This window comes from Streptomyces sp. NPDC047017 (genome assembly GCF_040644175.1).
GTDB lineage: Bacteria > Actinomycetota > Actinomycetes > Streptomycetales > Streptomycetaceae > Streptomyces.
Genome location: NZ_JBEYVW010000013.1, coordinates 81,055 through 95,494 on the forward strand (window position 1 = coordinate 81,055; position 14,440 = coordinate 95,494).

At 74.7% G+C, this 14,440-nt stretch carries 13 protein-coding genes and 1 riboswitch; of the genes, 4 read left to right on the plus strand and 9 right to left on the minus strand.

Annotation, left to right across the window (positions count from 1 at the left end):
- Positions 1 to 487: 487 nt before the first annotated feature.
- The 6 genes from ABZ858_RS22045 to ABZ858_RS22070 form a co-directional block, all read right to left on the minus strand.
- Positions 488 to 1,069 carry a 2'-5' RNA ligase family protein gene (locus ABZ858_RS22045; RefSeq protein ID WP_361381056.1) on the minus strand — a complete coding sequence of 194 codons (582 nt, stop codon included), beginning with the start codon at positions 1,067 to 1,069 and terminating at the stop codon, positions 488 to 490.
- 198 nt (positions 1,070 to 1,267) lie between these two features.
- A complete protein-coding gene (trpS, locus tag ABZ858_RS22050) occupies positions 1,268 to 2,284 on the minus strand; it encodes a tryptophan--tRNA ligase (RefSeq protein ID WP_361381059.1) in 1,017 nt (338 codons plus the stop codon).
- Between the two features lie 122 nt (positions 2,285 to 2,406).
- Positions 2,407 to 3,852: a glycine hydroxymethyltransferase gene (locus ABZ858_RS22055; RefSeq protein WP_361381062.1), complete on the minus strand. Its 1,446-nt coding sequence runs from the start codon at positions 3,850 to 3,852 to the stop codon at positions 2,407 to 2,409.
- 36 nt (positions 3,853 to 3,888) lie between these two features.
- Positions 3,889 to 3,978: riboswitch (ZMP/ZTP riboswitch) on the minus strand.
- A 111-nt stretch (positions 3,979 to 4,089) separates the two neighbouring features.
- Positions 4,090 to 4,281, minus strand: a complete 192-nt coding sequence (locus ABZ858_RS22060) for a hypothetical protein (RefSeq protein WP_361381523.1) — start codon at positions 4,279 to 4,281, stop codon at positions 4,090 to 4,092.
- A gap of 159 nt (positions 4,282 to 4,440) precedes the next feature.
- Complete coding sequence (locus ABZ858_RS22065; protein ID WP_361381065.1) at positions 4,441 to 5,628, minus strand: glutathionylspermidine synthase family protein; 1,188 nt, start codon at positions 5,626 to 5,628, stop codon at positions 4,441 to 4,443.
- Positions 5,629 to 5,635: 7 nt separating this feature from the next.
- Positions 5,636 to 6,010 carry a hypothetical protein gene (locus ABZ858_RS22070; protein ID WP_361381068.1) on the minus strand — a complete coding sequence of 125 codons (375 nt, stop codon included), beginning with the start codon at positions 6,008 to 6,010 and terminating at the stop codon, positions 5,636 to 5,638.
- 198 nt (positions 6,011 to 6,208) lie between these two features.
- On the opposite strand from ABZ858_RS22070, the gene ABZ858_RS22075 reads away from it, so the two are divergent.
- Positions 6,209 to 7,060, plus strand: coding sequence for a hypothetical protein (locus ABZ858_RS22075; RefSeq protein WP_361381526.1), 852 nt, complete (start codon positions 6,209 to 6,211; stop codon positions 7,058 to 7,060).
- Between the two features lie 1,071 nt (positions 7,061 to 8,131).
- Here the strand turns inward: ABZ858_RS22075 and ABZ858_RS22080 are convergent.
- On the minus strand, positions 8,132 to 9,520 hold the full coding sequence (locus ABZ858_RS22080) for a PLP-dependent aminotransferase family protein (protein ID WP_361381071.1): 1,389 nt from the start codon (positions 9,518 to 9,520) through the stop codon (positions 8,132 to 8,134).
- Positions 9,521 to 9,669: 149 nt separating this feature from the next.
- Between ABZ858_RS22080 and ABZ858_RS22085 the strand changes: the two genes are divergently transcribed.
- The 3 genes from ABZ858_RS22085 to ABZ858_RS22095 are packed head-to-tail and all read left to right on the plus strand — an operon-like array spanning position 9,670 to position 11,365.
- Complete coding sequence (locus tag ABZ858_RS22085; protein WP_361381529.1) at positions 9,670 to 10,119, plus strand: carboxymuconolactone decarboxylase family protein; 450 nt, start codon at positions 9,670 to 9,672, stop codon at positions 10,117 to 10,119.
- The gene (locus ABZ858_RS22090) at positions 10,116 to 10,559 is read left to right on the plus strand and encodes a carboxymuconolactone decarboxylase family protein (RefSeq protein WP_361381075.1); all 444 of its coding nucleotides are present in this window, start codon (positions 10,116 to 10,118) and stop codon (positions 10,557 to 10,559) included. Before ABZ858_RS22085 ends, ABZ858_RS22090 begins: the two co-directional genes overlap by 4 nt.
- Positions 10,556 to 11,365: an isocitrate lyase/phosphoenolpyruvate mutase family protein gene (locus ABZ858_RS22095; RefSeq protein ID WP_361381078.1), complete on the plus strand. Its 810-nt coding sequence runs from the start codon at positions 10,556 to 10,558 to the stop codon at positions 11,363 to 11,365. The genes ABZ858_RS22090 and ABZ858_RS22095 overlap by 4 nt, the downstream gene beginning before the upstream one ends.
- 15 nt (positions 11,366 to 11,380) lie before the next feature.
- Here the strand turns inward: ABZ858_RS22095 and ABZ858_RS22100 are convergent, their stop codons facing one another.
- Both ABZ858_RS22100 and ABZ858_RS22105 read right to left on the minus strand, forming a co-directional pair.
- Positions 11,381 to 12,334: an ABC transporter substrate-binding protein gene (locus ABZ858_RS22100; protein WP_361381081.1), complete on the minus strand. Its 954-nt coding sequence runs from the start codon at positions 12,332 to 12,334 to the stop codon at positions 11,381 to 11,383.
- A 1-nt stretch (position 12,335) separates the two neighbouring features.
- On the minus strand, positions 12,336 to 14,306 hold the full coding sequence (locus ABZ858_RS22105; RefSeq protein ID WP_361381084.1) for an ABC transporter permease subunit: 1,971 nt from the start codon (positions 14,304 to 14,306) through the stop codon (positions 12,336 to 12,338).
- Between the last annotated feature and the right edge of the window lie 134 nt (positions 14,307 to 14,440).

Here is a 14,440-nt window from a genome sequence, read left to right on the forward strand (position 1 = left end):
GAGCCGACTGGCGGCTGGCCAGGGCCAGGGTCGGCGGGTGGCGGGCCGGGGCCGGCTCGCGGCGGGCCCGGACCTCGGGGTCGGCGGACCGGCGGGGCGGCCAGGGCTAGCGGGTGGGCAGCGTGTCGTGTTGGGCGGGCCCGGACCGGTGGGCCGGGGGCAGCGGGTCGACCGGGCCGGCCGGGCGGAGCCAGCGGGCCCGGCGGGCCGTAGGCGGCAGTTGGCGGGCCGGGACCGACAGACAGTGAGCCAGGGTCAGCGGGCGGCGGGCCTGGACCGGCTGGCGGCAGGCCAGGGTCGGCACGCGGCGGGCCGGGGGCCAACGGGCCGAGACCGGCTGGCAGCGGGTGGCGGGCAGTGGGTCGGAGCCGACTGGCGGCTGGCCAGGGCCAGCGGGCAGCGGGCCAGGGTCGGCGGGTGGCGGGCCGGGGCCGGCTCGCGGCGGGCCCGGACCTCGGGGGTCGGCGGACCGGCGGGGCGGCCAGGGCTAGCGGGTGGGCAGCGTGTCGTGTTGGGTGGGGGCTGCCTGGGGGGGCACGGTGGGGGGGCCGCTGAAGGGGAAGTCGCGCAGTTTGTGCCAGGTGCCGTCGGGGTCCTGCTGGTGCAGGGCGAAACCGGTGCAGGTCCACTGCGCCGCGTACCCGGCCAGCTCCTCGTGGGCGCGGTCCATCGCCGCCTCGTCGATGCCGTGCGCCACCGTGACATGCGGGTGGTACGGGAACTGGAGTTCGCGCGGCACCGGCCCGGACGCGTCGCGGACCCGCGCCTGGAGCCGGGCGCACGCCTCGGCGCCCTGGACCACCCGGACGTACACCACCGGCGACAGCGGCCGGAAGGTGTCCGTGCCGTTCAGGCGCATCCGGAACGGGCGCCCGGCCGCGGCCACCTCGGACAGATGGGCCTCCACGGCCGGCAGCGCGGCGGCCTCCACCTCGGTGGGCGGCAGCAGCGTGACGTGCGTGGGGATACCGTGCGCCGCGGTGTCGCCGAAGCCCGCGCGCCGCTGCTGGAGCAGGCTGCCGTGAGGCTCCGGGACCGCGATCGACACGCCGATCGTTACGGTCCCCACGTCGTCTCCTGTCGTCGTGCCGGTGGTCTGCGCTGTCGTGGCCGTCGTGCCGGGCGTCTTCGGCTCCTGTCGCGTCGCCGGCCGTTTCGTCCCGGCCGTCCGGCTATCGACTGTACGGCCACGGACGGCCCGCGGGCAGGCGCGGGCACAGTGATGTGCAGCGCTCTGCCCCGGGCGGCGGTGAGCCGTGGTGCGCCGTCAGTGCTTGGCGGGCAGGAAGCCCACCCGCTCGTACGCCTGCGAGAGGGTCTCCGCGGCGACCGCGCGGGCCTTCTCCGCGCCCTTGGCCAGCAGGGAGTCCAGCGTCTCCGGGTCGTCCAGGTACTGCTGGGTCTGCTCGCGGAACGGCGTCACGAAGTCGACCACGATCTCGGCGAGGTCCGTCTTGAGCGCCCCGTACCCCTTGCCCTCGTACTTCTGTTCCAGTGCGTCGACGGCGGCGCCGGTGAGGGTCGAGTAGATGGAGAGCAGGTTGCTCACGCCGGGCTTGGTCGCCCGGTCGAAGCGGATCACCGTGTCGGTGTCGGTGACCGCGCTCTTGACCTTCTTCGCGGTGGTCTTCGGGTCGTCCAGCAGGTTGACCAGGCCCTTGGGCGTGGACGCCGACTTGCTCATCTTGATCGCCGGGTCCTGAAGATCGTAGATCTTCGCCGTCTCCTTGAGGATGTAGGCGGAGGGGACGGTGAAGGTCTCGCCGTAGCGGCCGTTGAACCGCTCGGCGAGGTCGCGGGTCAGCTCGACGTGCTGGCGCTGGTCCTCGCCGACCGGGACCTGTTGGGCCTGGTAGAGCAGGATGTCGGCGACCTGGAGGACCGGGTACGTGAACAGGCCGACGGAGGCCCGGTCGGCGCCCTGGCGGGCGGACTTGTCCTTGAACTGGGTCATCCGGGACGCCTCGCCGAAGCCGGTGAGGCAGTTCATCACCCAGGCGAGCTGGGCGTGCTCGGGCACATGGCTCTGCACGAAGAGGGTGCAGCGCTCCGCGTCGAGACCGGCGGCCAGCAGCTGGGCGGCGGCCAGCCGGGTGTTGGCGCGCAGTTCGGCCGGGTCCTGCGGCACGGTGATCGCGTGCAGGTCGACGACCATGTAGAACGCGTCGTGGGACTCCTGCAGCTCCACCCACTGGCGGACGGCGCCGAGGTAGTTGCCGAGGTGGAACGAGCCTGCGGTGGGCTGGATTCCGGAAAGTACGCGGGGGCGGTCGACGGAGGCCATGGGGCCCATTCTCTCATCGGCCGGGGCGGGATCGGGCCGCGCGGCGGGGGTGGCGCGGGGCGCGGGGACGCGCGGGCCGCCGTGGCCGCCCGCGCGGTTCCCCGCGCCCCGTTCCGGAGCCGTCAGCCCAGGTCGATCTCGGGGTAGAGCGGGAAGCCGGCCACCAGATCCGTGGCCCGCCGGGAGATCTCGTCGGAGATCTTCGCGTCGAGCACGTGCTGCGCCTTGGAGGGGGTGCCCTTGCCGGTGGTGCCGGGCTCGGCGGCGGTCAGCACGCGGTCGATCAGGCCGGCCACCTCGTCCATCTCGGCGGTGCCCAGGCCGCGGGTGGTCAGGGCGGGGGTGCCGACGCGGATGCCGGAGGTGTACCAGGCGCCGTTGGGGTCGGCCGGGATCGCGTTGCGGTTGGTGACGATGCCGGAGTCGAGGAGCGCGGCCTCGGCCTGGCGGCCGGTGAGGCCGTAGGAGGAGGCGACGTCGATCAGGTTCAGGTGGTTGTCGGTGCCGCCGGTCACCAGGGTCGCGCCGCGCCGCAGCAGGCCCTCGGCGAGGGCGCGGGCGTTGTCCACGATGCGCTGCGCGTAGTCCTGGAAGGAGGTCCTGCGGGCCTCGGCCAGGGCGACCGCCTTGGCGGCCATGACGTGCGGCAGCGGACCGCCCAGGACCATCGGGCAGCCGCGGTCGACCTGGTCCTTGAGGGAGTCGTCGCACAGCACCATGCCGCCGCGCGGGCCGCGCAGCGACTTGTGGGTGGTGGTGGTGACGATCTGCGCGTGCGGCACCGGGTCGAAGTCGCCGGTGAGGACCTTGCCCGCGACCAGGCCCGCGAAGTGCGCCATGTCCACCAGGAGGGTGGCGCCGACCTCGTCGGCGATCTCGCGCATGATCCGGAAGTTCACCAGGCGGGGGTAGGCGGAGTAGCCGGCGACGATGATCAGCGGCTTGAACTCGCGGGCGGAGGCGCGCAGGGCCTCGTAGTCGATCAGGCCGGTGGCCGGGTCGGTGCCGTAGGAGCGCTGGTCGAACATCTTGCCGGAGATGTTGGGGCGGAAGCCGTGGGTGAGGTGGCCGCCGGCGTCCAGGGACATGCCGAGCATGCGCTGGTTGCCGAAGGCGCGGCGCAGTTCGGCCCAGTCCTGCGCGGAGAGGTCGTTGACCTGGCGGGCGCCCGCCTTCTCCAGGGCGGGCAGCTCGACGCGCTGGGCGAGGACCGCCCAGAAGGCGACGAGGTTGGCGTCGATGCCGGAGTGCGGCTGGACGTAGGCGTGGCGGGCGCCGAAGAGTTCGCGGGCGTGCTCGGCGGCGAGCGACTCGACGGTGTCGACGTTGCGGCAGCCGGCGTAGAAGCGGCGGCCGACGGTGCCCTCGGCGTACTTGTCGCTGAACCAGTTGCCCATGGCCAGCAGGGTGGCCGGGGAGGCGTAGTTCTCGGAGGCGATCAGCTTGAGCATCTCGCGCTGGTCGGCGACCTCCTGGCCGATGGCGTCGGCGACGCGCGGCTCGACGGCGCGGACCACGTCGAGGGCGGCGCGGAAGGCGGTGGACTCGTTGGACAGGGGCGCAGACATCTTCGGGGACCTCCGGACGGGGGCGTTCGGCGTTCACGGTGCGGCCCAGGCGCACGGCACAGTTTCCCGCTCGGGCCGCTCCCCGATGGTCCGTCCCATCCCAGCGCGCCAGTCACGGCCCGTGCGTCAGCCTACCGGCCGGGCCGTGGGTGGACGCTGCGGCGTCCACCATGCGAGCGGCCCGCGCGGCCGAGCAGTCCGCGCGGCCCGAGCAGTCCGAGCGGCCCCGGGAGCGCGTCAGGCGTCCGCGGCCAGCCGCCAGGCGCCGACCTCCCGGTGGGCGGAGTCGTGGATCGCCGAGCCGTCGCCGGGTTCCAGGGCGTAGTGGTGCAGGTTGCCGCCCCAGTAGCGCAGGATGCGGCCCAGCTCGCGGGCCTTCTGCTCGGCCGGCTGCGCGTCGTCCACGGTGACCTCCAGCAGGAACTTCACGTCCGTCGTCTCCCATCGGGCGGGGTCGGGGCCTGTGACCTCCATTGTTTCATTGAGCCGCCGGTTGAGACCTGGGGTTCCGGTCCGGCTGGTACGGCCGCGCAGAAGGCACCGGAAGTCTCAAAAGGGCAGACAGGGCTCAGAGGACGCGGACGGGGTTCAGAGGATGACGTGCGGGAGGAAGCGGGCGTACTCGTCGGTGATCAGGCCGGACGACTCGCGGATGCCGAGCCCGGCGGACTCGTCCGCGACGACCCAGGCGCCCAGCACCACATGGTTGCCGTCGAAGGCGGGCAGCGGGGCGAGCGCCTGGTAGCAGCAGGGCTCGTCGCGCGGGGCGGGGGCAAAGGAGCCTGGTTCGTGCACGGTCACTCCGGCGCCCTCGCGGCCGAGCAGCGGCTTGGCGACGTAGCCGGTGGTGGCGGCCAGTTCGCGGGGGCCGTCCAGATAGGCGGGGAGCAGGTTGGGGTGGCCCGGGTACAGCTCCCAGAGGATCGCCAGCAGCGCCTTGTTGCTGAGCAGCATCTTCCAGGCGGGCTCGATCCACAGGGTGGAGCCGGTGCCGCCGCCGTTGTCGAGGGTGTCCAGGACGTGCCCGGCGAAGCGGTCGGTGGTGAGCCATTCCCAGGGGTAGAGCTTGAAGATGCCGCGGATGAAGCGCAGGCCGTTGTCGACGAACCGGCCCGACAGCGGGTCCCAGCCGATCTCCTCCATGGATATCCAGTCGGTGGCCAGGCCCGCCTGCTCGGCGGTCTCCTTGAGGTAGGCGACCGTCATCAGGTCCTCGCCGAGTTCGTCCTCGGCGGAGTGCGCGAAGTGCAGCGGGCTGCCCGGCGGGAGCAGGCGGGCCTGGGCGCGCCAGGCGTCGACGAGCCGTTCGTGCAGGGAGTTCCACTGGTCAGCGCCGGGGAAACGGTCCTGCATCCAGAACCACTGCGGTGAGGCGGCCTCGACCAGGGAGGTGGGCGTGTCGGCGTTGTACTCCAGCATCCTGGCCGGGCCGGTGCCGTCGTAGCGGAGGTCGAAACGGCCGTAGACGGAGGGGAGTTCGGCGCGCCGCTGCCAGGACTCGGCGACGGCCCCGGCGACCCGCGGGTCGGTGATGCCGAGGTCGGCGAAGCGACCGGCGGTGACGATGTGGCCGGCGGCGGCCAGGCACATGGTGTGCAGTTCCTCGACGGTCTCCTCCAGCGCCTCCACCTCGGGCAGGGTGAAGGCGTAGTAGGCGCTCTCGTCCCAGTAGGGGCGCAGGGAGTCGTCGGGGTGGCGGGTGAGCGGGTAGATCAGGCCCTGGGCCTCGACGGTCTGCTGCCAGCCGGGGCGGGGGGTGATCGTACGGCGTTCCATGCCGGGCTCAGCCGCCGGAGCTGCCGTGGCCGCCGCCGAAGCCGCCGCGGTCGACTCCGCCGGAGCCGCCGCCGTACGAGCCGCTGTGGTGGCTGCTGTGGCTGCTGGAGGAGGAGCCCTTGCGGGGGGCGGTGAAGGAGCCGCCGTCGACCCAGCCGCTCTTCTTCTTGCCGCCGTAGTACCAGGCTCCGTTGCCGGTCGTCTTCGTGGACTTGCAGTTCTTGTCGGCGACGACCTTGTAGCCCTTGGCGGCGTTGTAGCTGCCGCGGTCGACGCACCGCTTGTCCGGCGCGGACGAGCAGGAGGTGAGCGCGGCGGCCAGCAGCCCCACCCCACCGAGGACGACCGTGCCCGAGCGAAGTCTCCGGCGTGTGTCCGCCATGTCTGGTTCTCCCCGTTGCCTTCGGCCATCGGCCCGGTGCGCGCGGCCGGATTTCGACGGCCAGCCTAGAGAAAGGTAAGAACGGACTCCAGGGCACCCCGGCTTCCGGCCGCCCTCGCGGTGGGCGGGGGACGGGAAAGTTGGGCGGGGGGACGGGAAAGTCAGGACAACGCCTAGAGTCACAGCGTGCTCTTGGGAATGGTGTGCGCGCTCGGCGCGGCGGTGTGTTTCGGTACGGCGACGGTGTTCCAGGCGGTCGCCGCCCGGTCCGCGGCGGACGCGGAGGGGGGCCCGGGTCCGGGCGGGGCGGCGGCGCTGCTGCTGCGGGCGCTGCGGCAGTGGCGGTATCTGCTGGGCCTGGCGCTGGACGGGCTCGGTTTCGTGCTGCAGATCGTGGCGCTGCGGTCGCTGCCGATCTACGTGGTCGGGGCGGCGCTGGCCGCGAGTCTCGCCGTGACGGCGGTGGCCGCGGCGCGGCTGCTGGGGGTGCGGCTGAGCGGCACGGAGTGGGGTGCGGTGGCCGTGGTCTGCGCGGGGCTGGCCATGCTGGGCCTGGCGTCGGGGGCGGAGGGCGACCGGGCCGGTTCGACGGCGCTGAAGTGGGCGATGCTCGGTGCCGGGCTCGCGGTGCTCGCGCTCGGCGTGGTCGCCGGGCGGCTGCCGGAGCGCGGGCGGGCGCTGGTGCTCGGGCTGGGCGCGGGGTGCGGCTTCGGCGTGGTGGAGGTGACCGTGCGGCTGGTCGACTCGCTCGCCCCGGCGTCGCTGTTCACCAACCCGGCGGCGTACGGCCTGGTCCTGGGCGGCGGCGCGGCCTTCCTGCTGCTCACCTCGGCCCTCCAGCGCGGCTCGGTGACGACGGCCACCGCCGGCATGGTCCTCGGCGAGACGCTCGGCCCGGCGGCCATCGGCGTGGTGTGGCTGGGCGACCGCACCCGCGAGGGGCTGGGCTGGCTCGCGGTGCTGGGCTTCGCGGTGGCGGTGGCCGCGGCGCTGGCACTGGCCCGCTTCGGCGAGGCCCCGGCGGAGGAGACGGCCTCGGCGGACGCCTGAGCCCGCGGCTCCCCCCTCGGGCTGCGGGCCGCAGGCCTCGGGCCTCGGGCTGCGGGCCGCGGGCTGCGGGCCTCGGGCCTCGGGCTGCGGGCCGCGGGCCGCGGGCCGCTCGGCCATGGCGGTCCCGCGACCGCGCGGGGGCCCTGCGGGCGCCGCCGCAGTGCGCGGGCGGGTGTGGGACGGCGACCGGCGGTCGGCCCTGGGCCCGCACCGGACGACCGCACCGCGGGTGTTGTCGCGGCCCGGGGCGCCGCGCGGCTCGCCGGGCTCGCGGTGCTGTCGGCGCGGGGCTCGGCCGGGGCCCCGGTCGTACCGCCGCACGGGCCTCCCGGGAGCGCGGTACTGCCGACACGCGGCCCGGCCGGAACCCGATCCGCACCACCACACGGACCTCCCGGGAGCGCGGTACTGGCCAACACCCGGCCCGGCCGGAACCCCACCCGCACCACCACACGGACCTCCCAGAAGCGCGGTACTGCCGACACCCGGCCCGGCCGGAACCCCACCCGCACCACCACACAGATCTCCCGGAAGCACGGTACTGGCCAACACCCGGCCCGGCCGGAACCCCACCCGCACCACCACACGGGCCTCTCGGGAGCGCGGTACTGCCGACACGCGGCTCAGCCGGAGCCCGGGGCGTACCGCCGCACAGGCCTCCCGGGAGCGCGGACGCGGACCACCCGGCGAGGGCGCCGCCACCACGGCACCTGCCGTCGCGCGTCCCGCCGCCGTCGCGGTCGTGCCGCCGCCCCGCACGGATCTCACCGAGACGCGGCGGACGCGCACTGCCCGATGCCGCCCCGGCGAGCCCGCCGCCCCCCCTGGCGCGAGCCGTCACGCCACCCGGCCGCCAGCGCGATGGCGGCGCCGGACAGACCTGCCGGGAGGCGGTCATGAGGTCCTGCGGCTCTCCTTCCGGCCGTTCGGCCACGGCGGTTCCGCCGCCCTCGCGGTCGTGCCGCCGCGCGGACCGGCCCCGGGAGGCGGCCGCGGTGCCGGGATCGCCCTCACGGGCCGCCTCCGCACCGCGTCCCGTGCAGGCGTCGCCGTACCCCCGCCCGGCGGTCCTCACGGCAGTACGCGGCACAGGGCGTCCAGGGCCGACGGCCAGGCGTGGTCGGGTGGGGTGGCGTAGCCGACGACCAGGGCGTCCAGGGGGGTGGTCGTGGAGTGGTCGTGGCGGAAGCGGGCGAGGCCGTAGAGGGCGAGGTTCTGCCAGGCCGCCGCCTGGACCACGGTGGCCTCGGTGCCCGGCGGCAGCCGCAGGACCGCGTGCAGGCCGGCGGCGATGCCGGTGGGGCGGACGCCGGGGGCGTGCGCGGCGAGGGCGGCGAGCAGGGCGTCCCGGCGGCGCCGGTAGCGCAGCCGGGCGGCGCGCACGTGCCGGTCGTAGGCGCCGGAGGTGATGAACTCCGCGAGGGTCAGCTGGTCGAGGACCCCGCAGGTCTCCATGGGGCCCTTGGCGGCGGCGGCCTCCTCGGCCAGGGACGGCGGCAGGACCATCCAGGCCAGGCGCAGCCCGGGGGCCAGGGACTTGCTCGCGGTGCCCAGGTAGACGACGTGGTCGGGGTCCAGGCCCTGGAGGGCGCCGACCGGCTGGCGGTCGTAGCGGAACTCGCCGTCGTAGTCGTCCTCCAGGATCAGGCCGCCGGTGCGCCGCGCCCGGCCGGTGACGGCGGCCCGCCGGTCCGGCGGCAGGGCCACGCCCATCGGGAACTGGTGCGAGGGGGTGAGCAGGACCGCGTCGGCGTCCGCCGCCGCCTCGGTGACCGTGCCGCGTGCGTCGAACGGCAGCGGGCGGGTGCCAAGGCCCGCCCGGGCCAGTACGTCCCAGTGCACGTCGAGGCCGTACGACTCGACGGCCACCGTGCGCGCGCCGCGCCCCCGCAGCACCTCGCCGAGGATGCGCAGGGCGTGCGGGAAGCCCGCGCACACCAGGATGTGCCCGGGGTCGGCGCGCACCCCGCGCACCCGGGCGAGGTAGCCGGCGAGAGCGGCGCGCAGTTCGGGGCGGCCGCGCGGATCGCCGTAGCCGAGTACGTCGTTGGGGGCGGCCGTCAGTGCGCGGCGGGCGGCCTTGAGCCAGGCGGCGCGCGGGAAGGAGGCCAGGTCCGGGGCGCCGGGGCGGAGGTCGTGCAGGGGGCGTGCGCGGGCGCGGGGCGGGCGGGCCGGACCGGTGGGCGGGGCCGAAGGCGCGCGGTCGGCGACGTGCGTGCCCGAGCCCTGGCGGGCGGTGAGCCAGCCCTCGGCGACCAGATCGGCGTAGGCGTCGGCGACGGTGTTGCGGGCGATGCCCAGGTCGGCGGCGAGGCTGCGGGAGGAGGGCAGCCGGGTGCCAGGGGTCAGCCGGCCGGTGCGGACGGCCTCGCGCAGGGCGTCGGTCAGCCCGCGCCGCACGCCCGGTCCTGCCGGTTCCAGATGCAGGTCGATGCCCAGAGTGGCCCATGTTCTCGCCATGGAAATGGACCATACCCCTGGGACGCTTCGCGCCTAGGGTCGAGGACATGAGTACGGAAACGGAACAGGGACCCGCCGAGCACGAGCACCGCCACGAGCACCACCACGGGAACGAGGACGACCAGTACGCCACCGAGCACGCGCCCCGGATGCGCTGGGCCCAGCACGCCCCCGAGGTGTACAAGGCGATGATCCGGCTGGACACCGCCGCCCGGCAGGGGCTGGACCCCCGGCTGTGCGAGCTGGTGAAGATCCGCGCCTCGCAGCTCAACCACTGCGCGTTCTGCCTGGACATGCACACCAAGGACGCCCTCGCGGCGGGCGAGAGCGTCGAGCGGATCGTGCAGCTCAGCGCGTGGGAGGAGTCGCGGCACTTCTACACGGAGCAGGAACTCGCCGCGATCGAGCTGACCGAGGCGGTCACCGTGCTGACCGACGGCTTCGTCCCGGACGCGGTGTACGAGCGGGCCGCCCAGCACTTCGAGGAGGCCGAACTCGCCCAGCTGATCGCCGCGATCGCGGTGATCAACGCGTGGAACCGGTTCGGCGTGACCACCCGGATGACGCCCGGCCACTACCAGCCGGGGCAGCACAAGTGAGCCGTACCCAGCTCCTCGACCCGCGGGTCTCCCGGGCGATGTCCGCGCTGAGCGCGGCCGCCAAGCAGGGGCTGGGCGACCCGCTCCTCGCCGAACTGGTCGTGATCCGCGCCTCGCAGCTCAACCACTGCGCGTTCTGCCTGGACATGCATCTGCGGGTGGCCCGCGAGCACGGCGAGCGCGAGGACCGCCTCCAGCTCCTGGCCGCCTGGGAGGAGACCGAGGACCTCTACACCGAGCGCGAACGGGCCGCGCTCGCCCTGGCCGAGGCGGTCACCGTCCTCACCGGCGGTTTCGTGCCGGACGCGGTGTACGAGCGGGCCGCCCGGCACTTCACCGAGTCCCAACTCGCCCATCTCGTCGCCCTGATCACCGCCATCAACGGCTGGAACCGCCTCATGGTCAGCCGCCGCACCCCGCCGGGAGGCCACCCGTCATGAACAGCCCGGTGGAAACACCCGCTACGAGCAGCCCGGTGGAAACGCCCGCCGAGGGCAGCCCGGTGGAGGCGTTCCGCGCCCTGCACCACGACCGCGCCCCGGGCGATCCCCTGGTCCTGCCCGGTCCCTGGGACGCGGCCAGCGCCCGGGTGTTCGCCGAGGCCGGGTTCCCGGCGCTGGCCACGCCCAGCGCGGGCATCGCCGCCGCGCTCGGGTACGCGGACGGCGCGGTCCCGGCCGACGAGATGTTCGCCGCGGTGGCCCGGGTGACCCGGGCGGTGGACGTCCCCGTGTCGGCGGACGTCGAGGACGGCTACGGGCTGGCCCCGGCGGAGCTGGTGGAACGGCTCCTGGAGGCCGGCGCCGTGGGCTGCAACCTGGAGGACTCCGGCGACGGCGTCCTCCAGGACCCGCACCGGCACGCCGACCGGCTGGCCGAGGTGTGCGCGGCGGCGGGCGGCCTGCTGTTCGTCAACGCCCGCGTGGACACGTTCATCCGGGGGGTCGCGGAGCCCGCGCGGGCCGTGGAGCGGGCCGCGCTGTACATCGCCGCGGGCGCCGACTGCGTGTATCCGATCGGCGCCCCGGCGGACGTGCTGCCGGTGCTGCGGGCCGGGATCAAGGGCCCGTTGAACGTACTGGCCCGCCCGGCCGGCGAGGGCCCCGCCGAGGGCCCCTCGCCCGCCGAGTGGGGCGCGCTCGGGGCCACCCGGATCACGTTCGGCCCCGGCCTCCAGCGCAAGGCCGCCGCGGCGCTGCGGGAGATCGCCGACGGCCTCGCCGGTGCCGGGCGGGCCGCCGGCTGAGGAAGAGGAACGGGTTCAGGACAGCCACTTCTTCCACTCGCCGGGGTGGCTGTCCACCCACTTCTTCGCGGCCTCCTGCGGGCTGAGCTTCTGCTCGGCGATCATCAGGGAGACCTCGTTCTGGTCCTCGGTGGTCCACCGGAACTTCTTCAGGAAGGCCGCCGCCTTGCCGCCCGACTTCGCGAAGTCCGCGTTGAGGTACTTCTTGAGCGGGGTGCGCGGATAGGCGCAGGCGACCTTCGCCGCGTCCGCGTCGCAGCCGTCCTTGTACGGCGGCAGCTTCACCTCGGTCATGGGGACCTTCTCGAACAGCCACTGCGGCGCGTACCAGTACGTCAGGAAGGGCTTCTTCTCCTTGGCGAACTGCTTGATCTGGGTGATCTGCGCCGCCTCGGAACCGGCGAAGACCACCTGATAGCCGAGCTTCAGATTGCTGACCAGGGCCTTGTCGTTGGTGACGTAGGACGGGGAGCCGTCCAGGAGCTGGCCCTTGCCGCCGCTCTCCGCGGTGCGGAAGAGGGAGGCGTACTTGTTCAGGTTGTGCCAGTCGGTGATGTCCGGGTGCCGGCGGGCCAGGTAGGTGGGGACGAACCAGCCGATGTGCCCGGTCACCCCGAGGTCGCCGCCGGGCGCGATGGTCCGCTTGTCCTGGACGTACCGCTTCTCCTGGTCGGGGTGTCCCCAGTCCTCCAGGATGGCGTCGACCCGGCCCTGGCTGAGCGCGTCCCAGGCGGGCACCTCGTCGACCTGCACGGTGTCGACGCGGTAGCCGAGTTCGTGCTCCAGCAGGTACTGCGCCACGGCCACGTTGGCCTGGGCGCCGACCCAGGACTGCACGGACAGGGTCAGGGTCTTGGAACCGTGCGCGTTGGCGAACGGCGACGCCTGGCGGGTCATGTCGGCGGCGCCGCAGCCGCAGGTCAGCGCGAGGACGGCCACGGCGGCCGTCAGCGTGGTACGGCGGCCCATGTCAGGCTCCCTTCTTGGCGCGGCGGCCGGTCGGCTGGGTCACCCGGTCCAGCATCAGGCCGAGGCAGACGATGGCGGCGCCCGCGACCAGGCCGGTGGCCAGGTCGCCCTGGGCCAGGCCGAAGACGACCTGATAGCCGAGGGCGCCGCTGCCGACCAGGCCGCCGATGATGACGACCGCGAGGACGAGGACCACACCCTGGTTGACCGCGAGCAGCAGCGCCGGGCGGGCCAGCGGCAGTTGCACCTGGCGCAGTTGCTGCGCGCTGGTCGCGCCGAGCGAGCGGGCCGACTCCAGGGCGGCCGGGTCGACCTGGCGCAGGCCCTGCGCGGTGATCCGGACGACGGCGGGCAGGGCGTAGACGACGGCCGCGGCGGCGGCCGGGGCGCGGCCCACGCCGAACAGCGCGACGACCGGGATCAGGTACACGAACTGCGGCATCGTCTGGAAGACGTCCAGGACCGGGCGCAGCAGCCGTTCGAAGCGGTCGCTGCGGGCAGCGGCGATGCCGGTCGCGAAGCCGAGGACGAGGGTGACGGCGAGGGCGGCGAGCACCTGGGAGAGGGTGTCCAGGGAGGGCTGCCACACGCCGAGCACGCCGATGGCGGCCATGGCGCCGGTGGCGGTCAGCGCGGTGCGCCAGGTGCCGATCAGCCAGGCCAGGGCGGCCACGATCAGCAGCACCGACCACCAGGGCAGCCCTTGCAGCCCGGAGCGCACGGGGTCGAGGACCCAGGTGGTGAAGTGGGCCGCCCAGTCGGCGGTGCCGCCCAGGTAGGGGACGCCGGTGTACAGGTGGGCGGTCATCCAGTCGACGGCGCGGTCCACCGGTTCGGCGATGGCGACGTTCCAGCCGGCGGGCCAGTCGAGCCGGCCGGCCAGGCGGGCGGCCAGGGCGACGGCCACGGCGGCCGCGGCGGCCACGGCGGTACGGAGCCGGGGGCGGGCGCCGGGCTCGCCGCTGTCCCGGCCGCGGTCCGGGCCGCCGGTTCCCGCCGCGCCGGTGACGCGGTCCAGGACGACGGCCAGCAGCACGATCGGGATGCCGGCCGCCAGCGCGGCGCCCACGTCGACGGAGGCGAGCGCCTGGTAGACGCGGTCACCGAGGCCGCCGGCGCCGATGACCGAGGCGATGACGGCCATGGACAGCGCCATCATGATCGTCTGGTTGAGGCCGAGGAGGAGTTCCTTGCGGGCCAGCGGGAGGCGGGCGGTCAGCAGGCGCTGGCGGCCGGTGGCGCCCAGGGAGTCGACCGCCTCCAGCACCTCGGCGTCGGCGCCGCGCAGGCCGAGCGCGGTGAGGCGGGCCATGGGCGGGGCGGCGTAGACGACCGTGGCGAGGACGGCGGCGGGGACGCCGATGCCGAACACCAGGACGACGGGCAGCAGGTAGGCGAAGGCCGGGAGCACCTGCATGGTGTCCAGCACCGGGCGCAGGGCGCGGTCGGTGCGTTCGGACAGGCCCGCGGCCAGGCCCAGCAGGAAGCCGACGGCGACCGAGGCGAGCACCGCGACCGTCATCAGGGCGAGCGTCTGCATGGTGGGCACCCACATGCCGAGCAGGCCGCACGCGAGGAACGCCGCCGCCGTGCCGAGCGCGAGGCGGACTCCGGCCAGCCGCCAGGCGACGGCCGTGCCGAGCGCGGTGACCCCGGCCCAGCCGGCGGCCAGCAGGAACAGGTACACGGCGCGTACGCACAGGACGACGGCGTTGCTGACGTAGCCGAAGAAGTACAGGAACAGCGGGTGGGTGTCGCGGTGGTCGATGATCCACCCGCTGGCGCGGGTGAGGGGGCCGGTGAGGTCGACCGTCAGCGCGTGCGGCCAGGCCGCCCCGGCCCAGCGGGCGTGGGCGAGGGGGCCGAGCACGGCGGCGAGGACCGCGAGCACCGCCAGCTTGCGGACGGCGGGATGTCTCAGCACGGCGGGCAGGGCGGGACGGCGGGCGGAGGCCGCGCTGATCGTCGCCATCACACGGCCTCCGTATCGCCGGCGTCCGCGACGGCGGGGGCTGTGCCGGCGGCGTCCGTGCCGGCGGGGACTGTGTCGGCGGCGTCCGCGACGACGGGCGCTGTACCGCCAGGGCCCGTGACAGCGGGGGCTGT

Excerpts from the sequence above, each read along its gene's own strand:
- trpS (WP_361381059.1), bottom strand. The coding sequence starts at position 2,284 with ATGGCCTCCGTCGACCGCCCCCGCGTACTTTCCGGAATCCAGCCCACC.
- ABZ858_RS22055 (WP_361381062.1), bottom strand. The coding sequence starts at position 3,852 with ATGTCTGCGCCCCTGTCCAACGAGTCCACCGCCTTCCGCGCCGCCCTC.
- ABZ858_RS22065 (WP_361381065.1), bottom strand. The coding sequence starts at position 5,628 with ATGGAACGCCGTACGATCACCCCCCGCCCCGGCTGGCAGCAGACCGTC.
- ABZ858_RS22070 (WP_361381068.1), bottom strand. The coding sequence starts at position 6,010 with ATGGCGGACACACGCCGGAGACTTCGCTCGGGCACGGTCGTCCTCGGT.
- ABZ858_RS22075 (WP_361381526.1), top strand. The coding sequence starts at position 6,209 with ATGGTGTGCGCGCTCGGCGCGGCGGTGTGTTTCGGTACGGCGACGGTG.
- ABZ858_RS22080 (WP_361381071.1), bottom strand. The coding sequence starts at position 9,520 with ATGGCGAGAACATGGGCCACTCTGGGCATCGACCTGCATCTGGAACCG.
- ABZ858_RS22085 (WP_361381529.1), top strand. The coding sequence starts at position 9,670 with ATGCGCTGGGCCCAGCACGCCCCCGAGGTGTACAAGGCGATGATCCGG.
- ABZ858_RS22095 (WP_361381078.1), top strand. The coding sequence starts at position 10,556 with ATGAACAGCCCGGTGGAAACACCCGCTACGAGCAGCCCGGTGGAAACG.
- ABZ858_RS22100 (WP_361381081.1), bottom strand. The coding sequence starts at position 12,334 with ATGGGCCGCCGTACCACGCTGACGGCCGCCGTGGCCGTCCTCGCGCTG.
- ABZ858_RS22105 (WP_361381084.1), bottom strand. The coding sequence starts at position 14,306 with ATGGCGACGATCAGCGCGGCCTCCGCCCGCCGTCCCGCCCTGCCCGCC.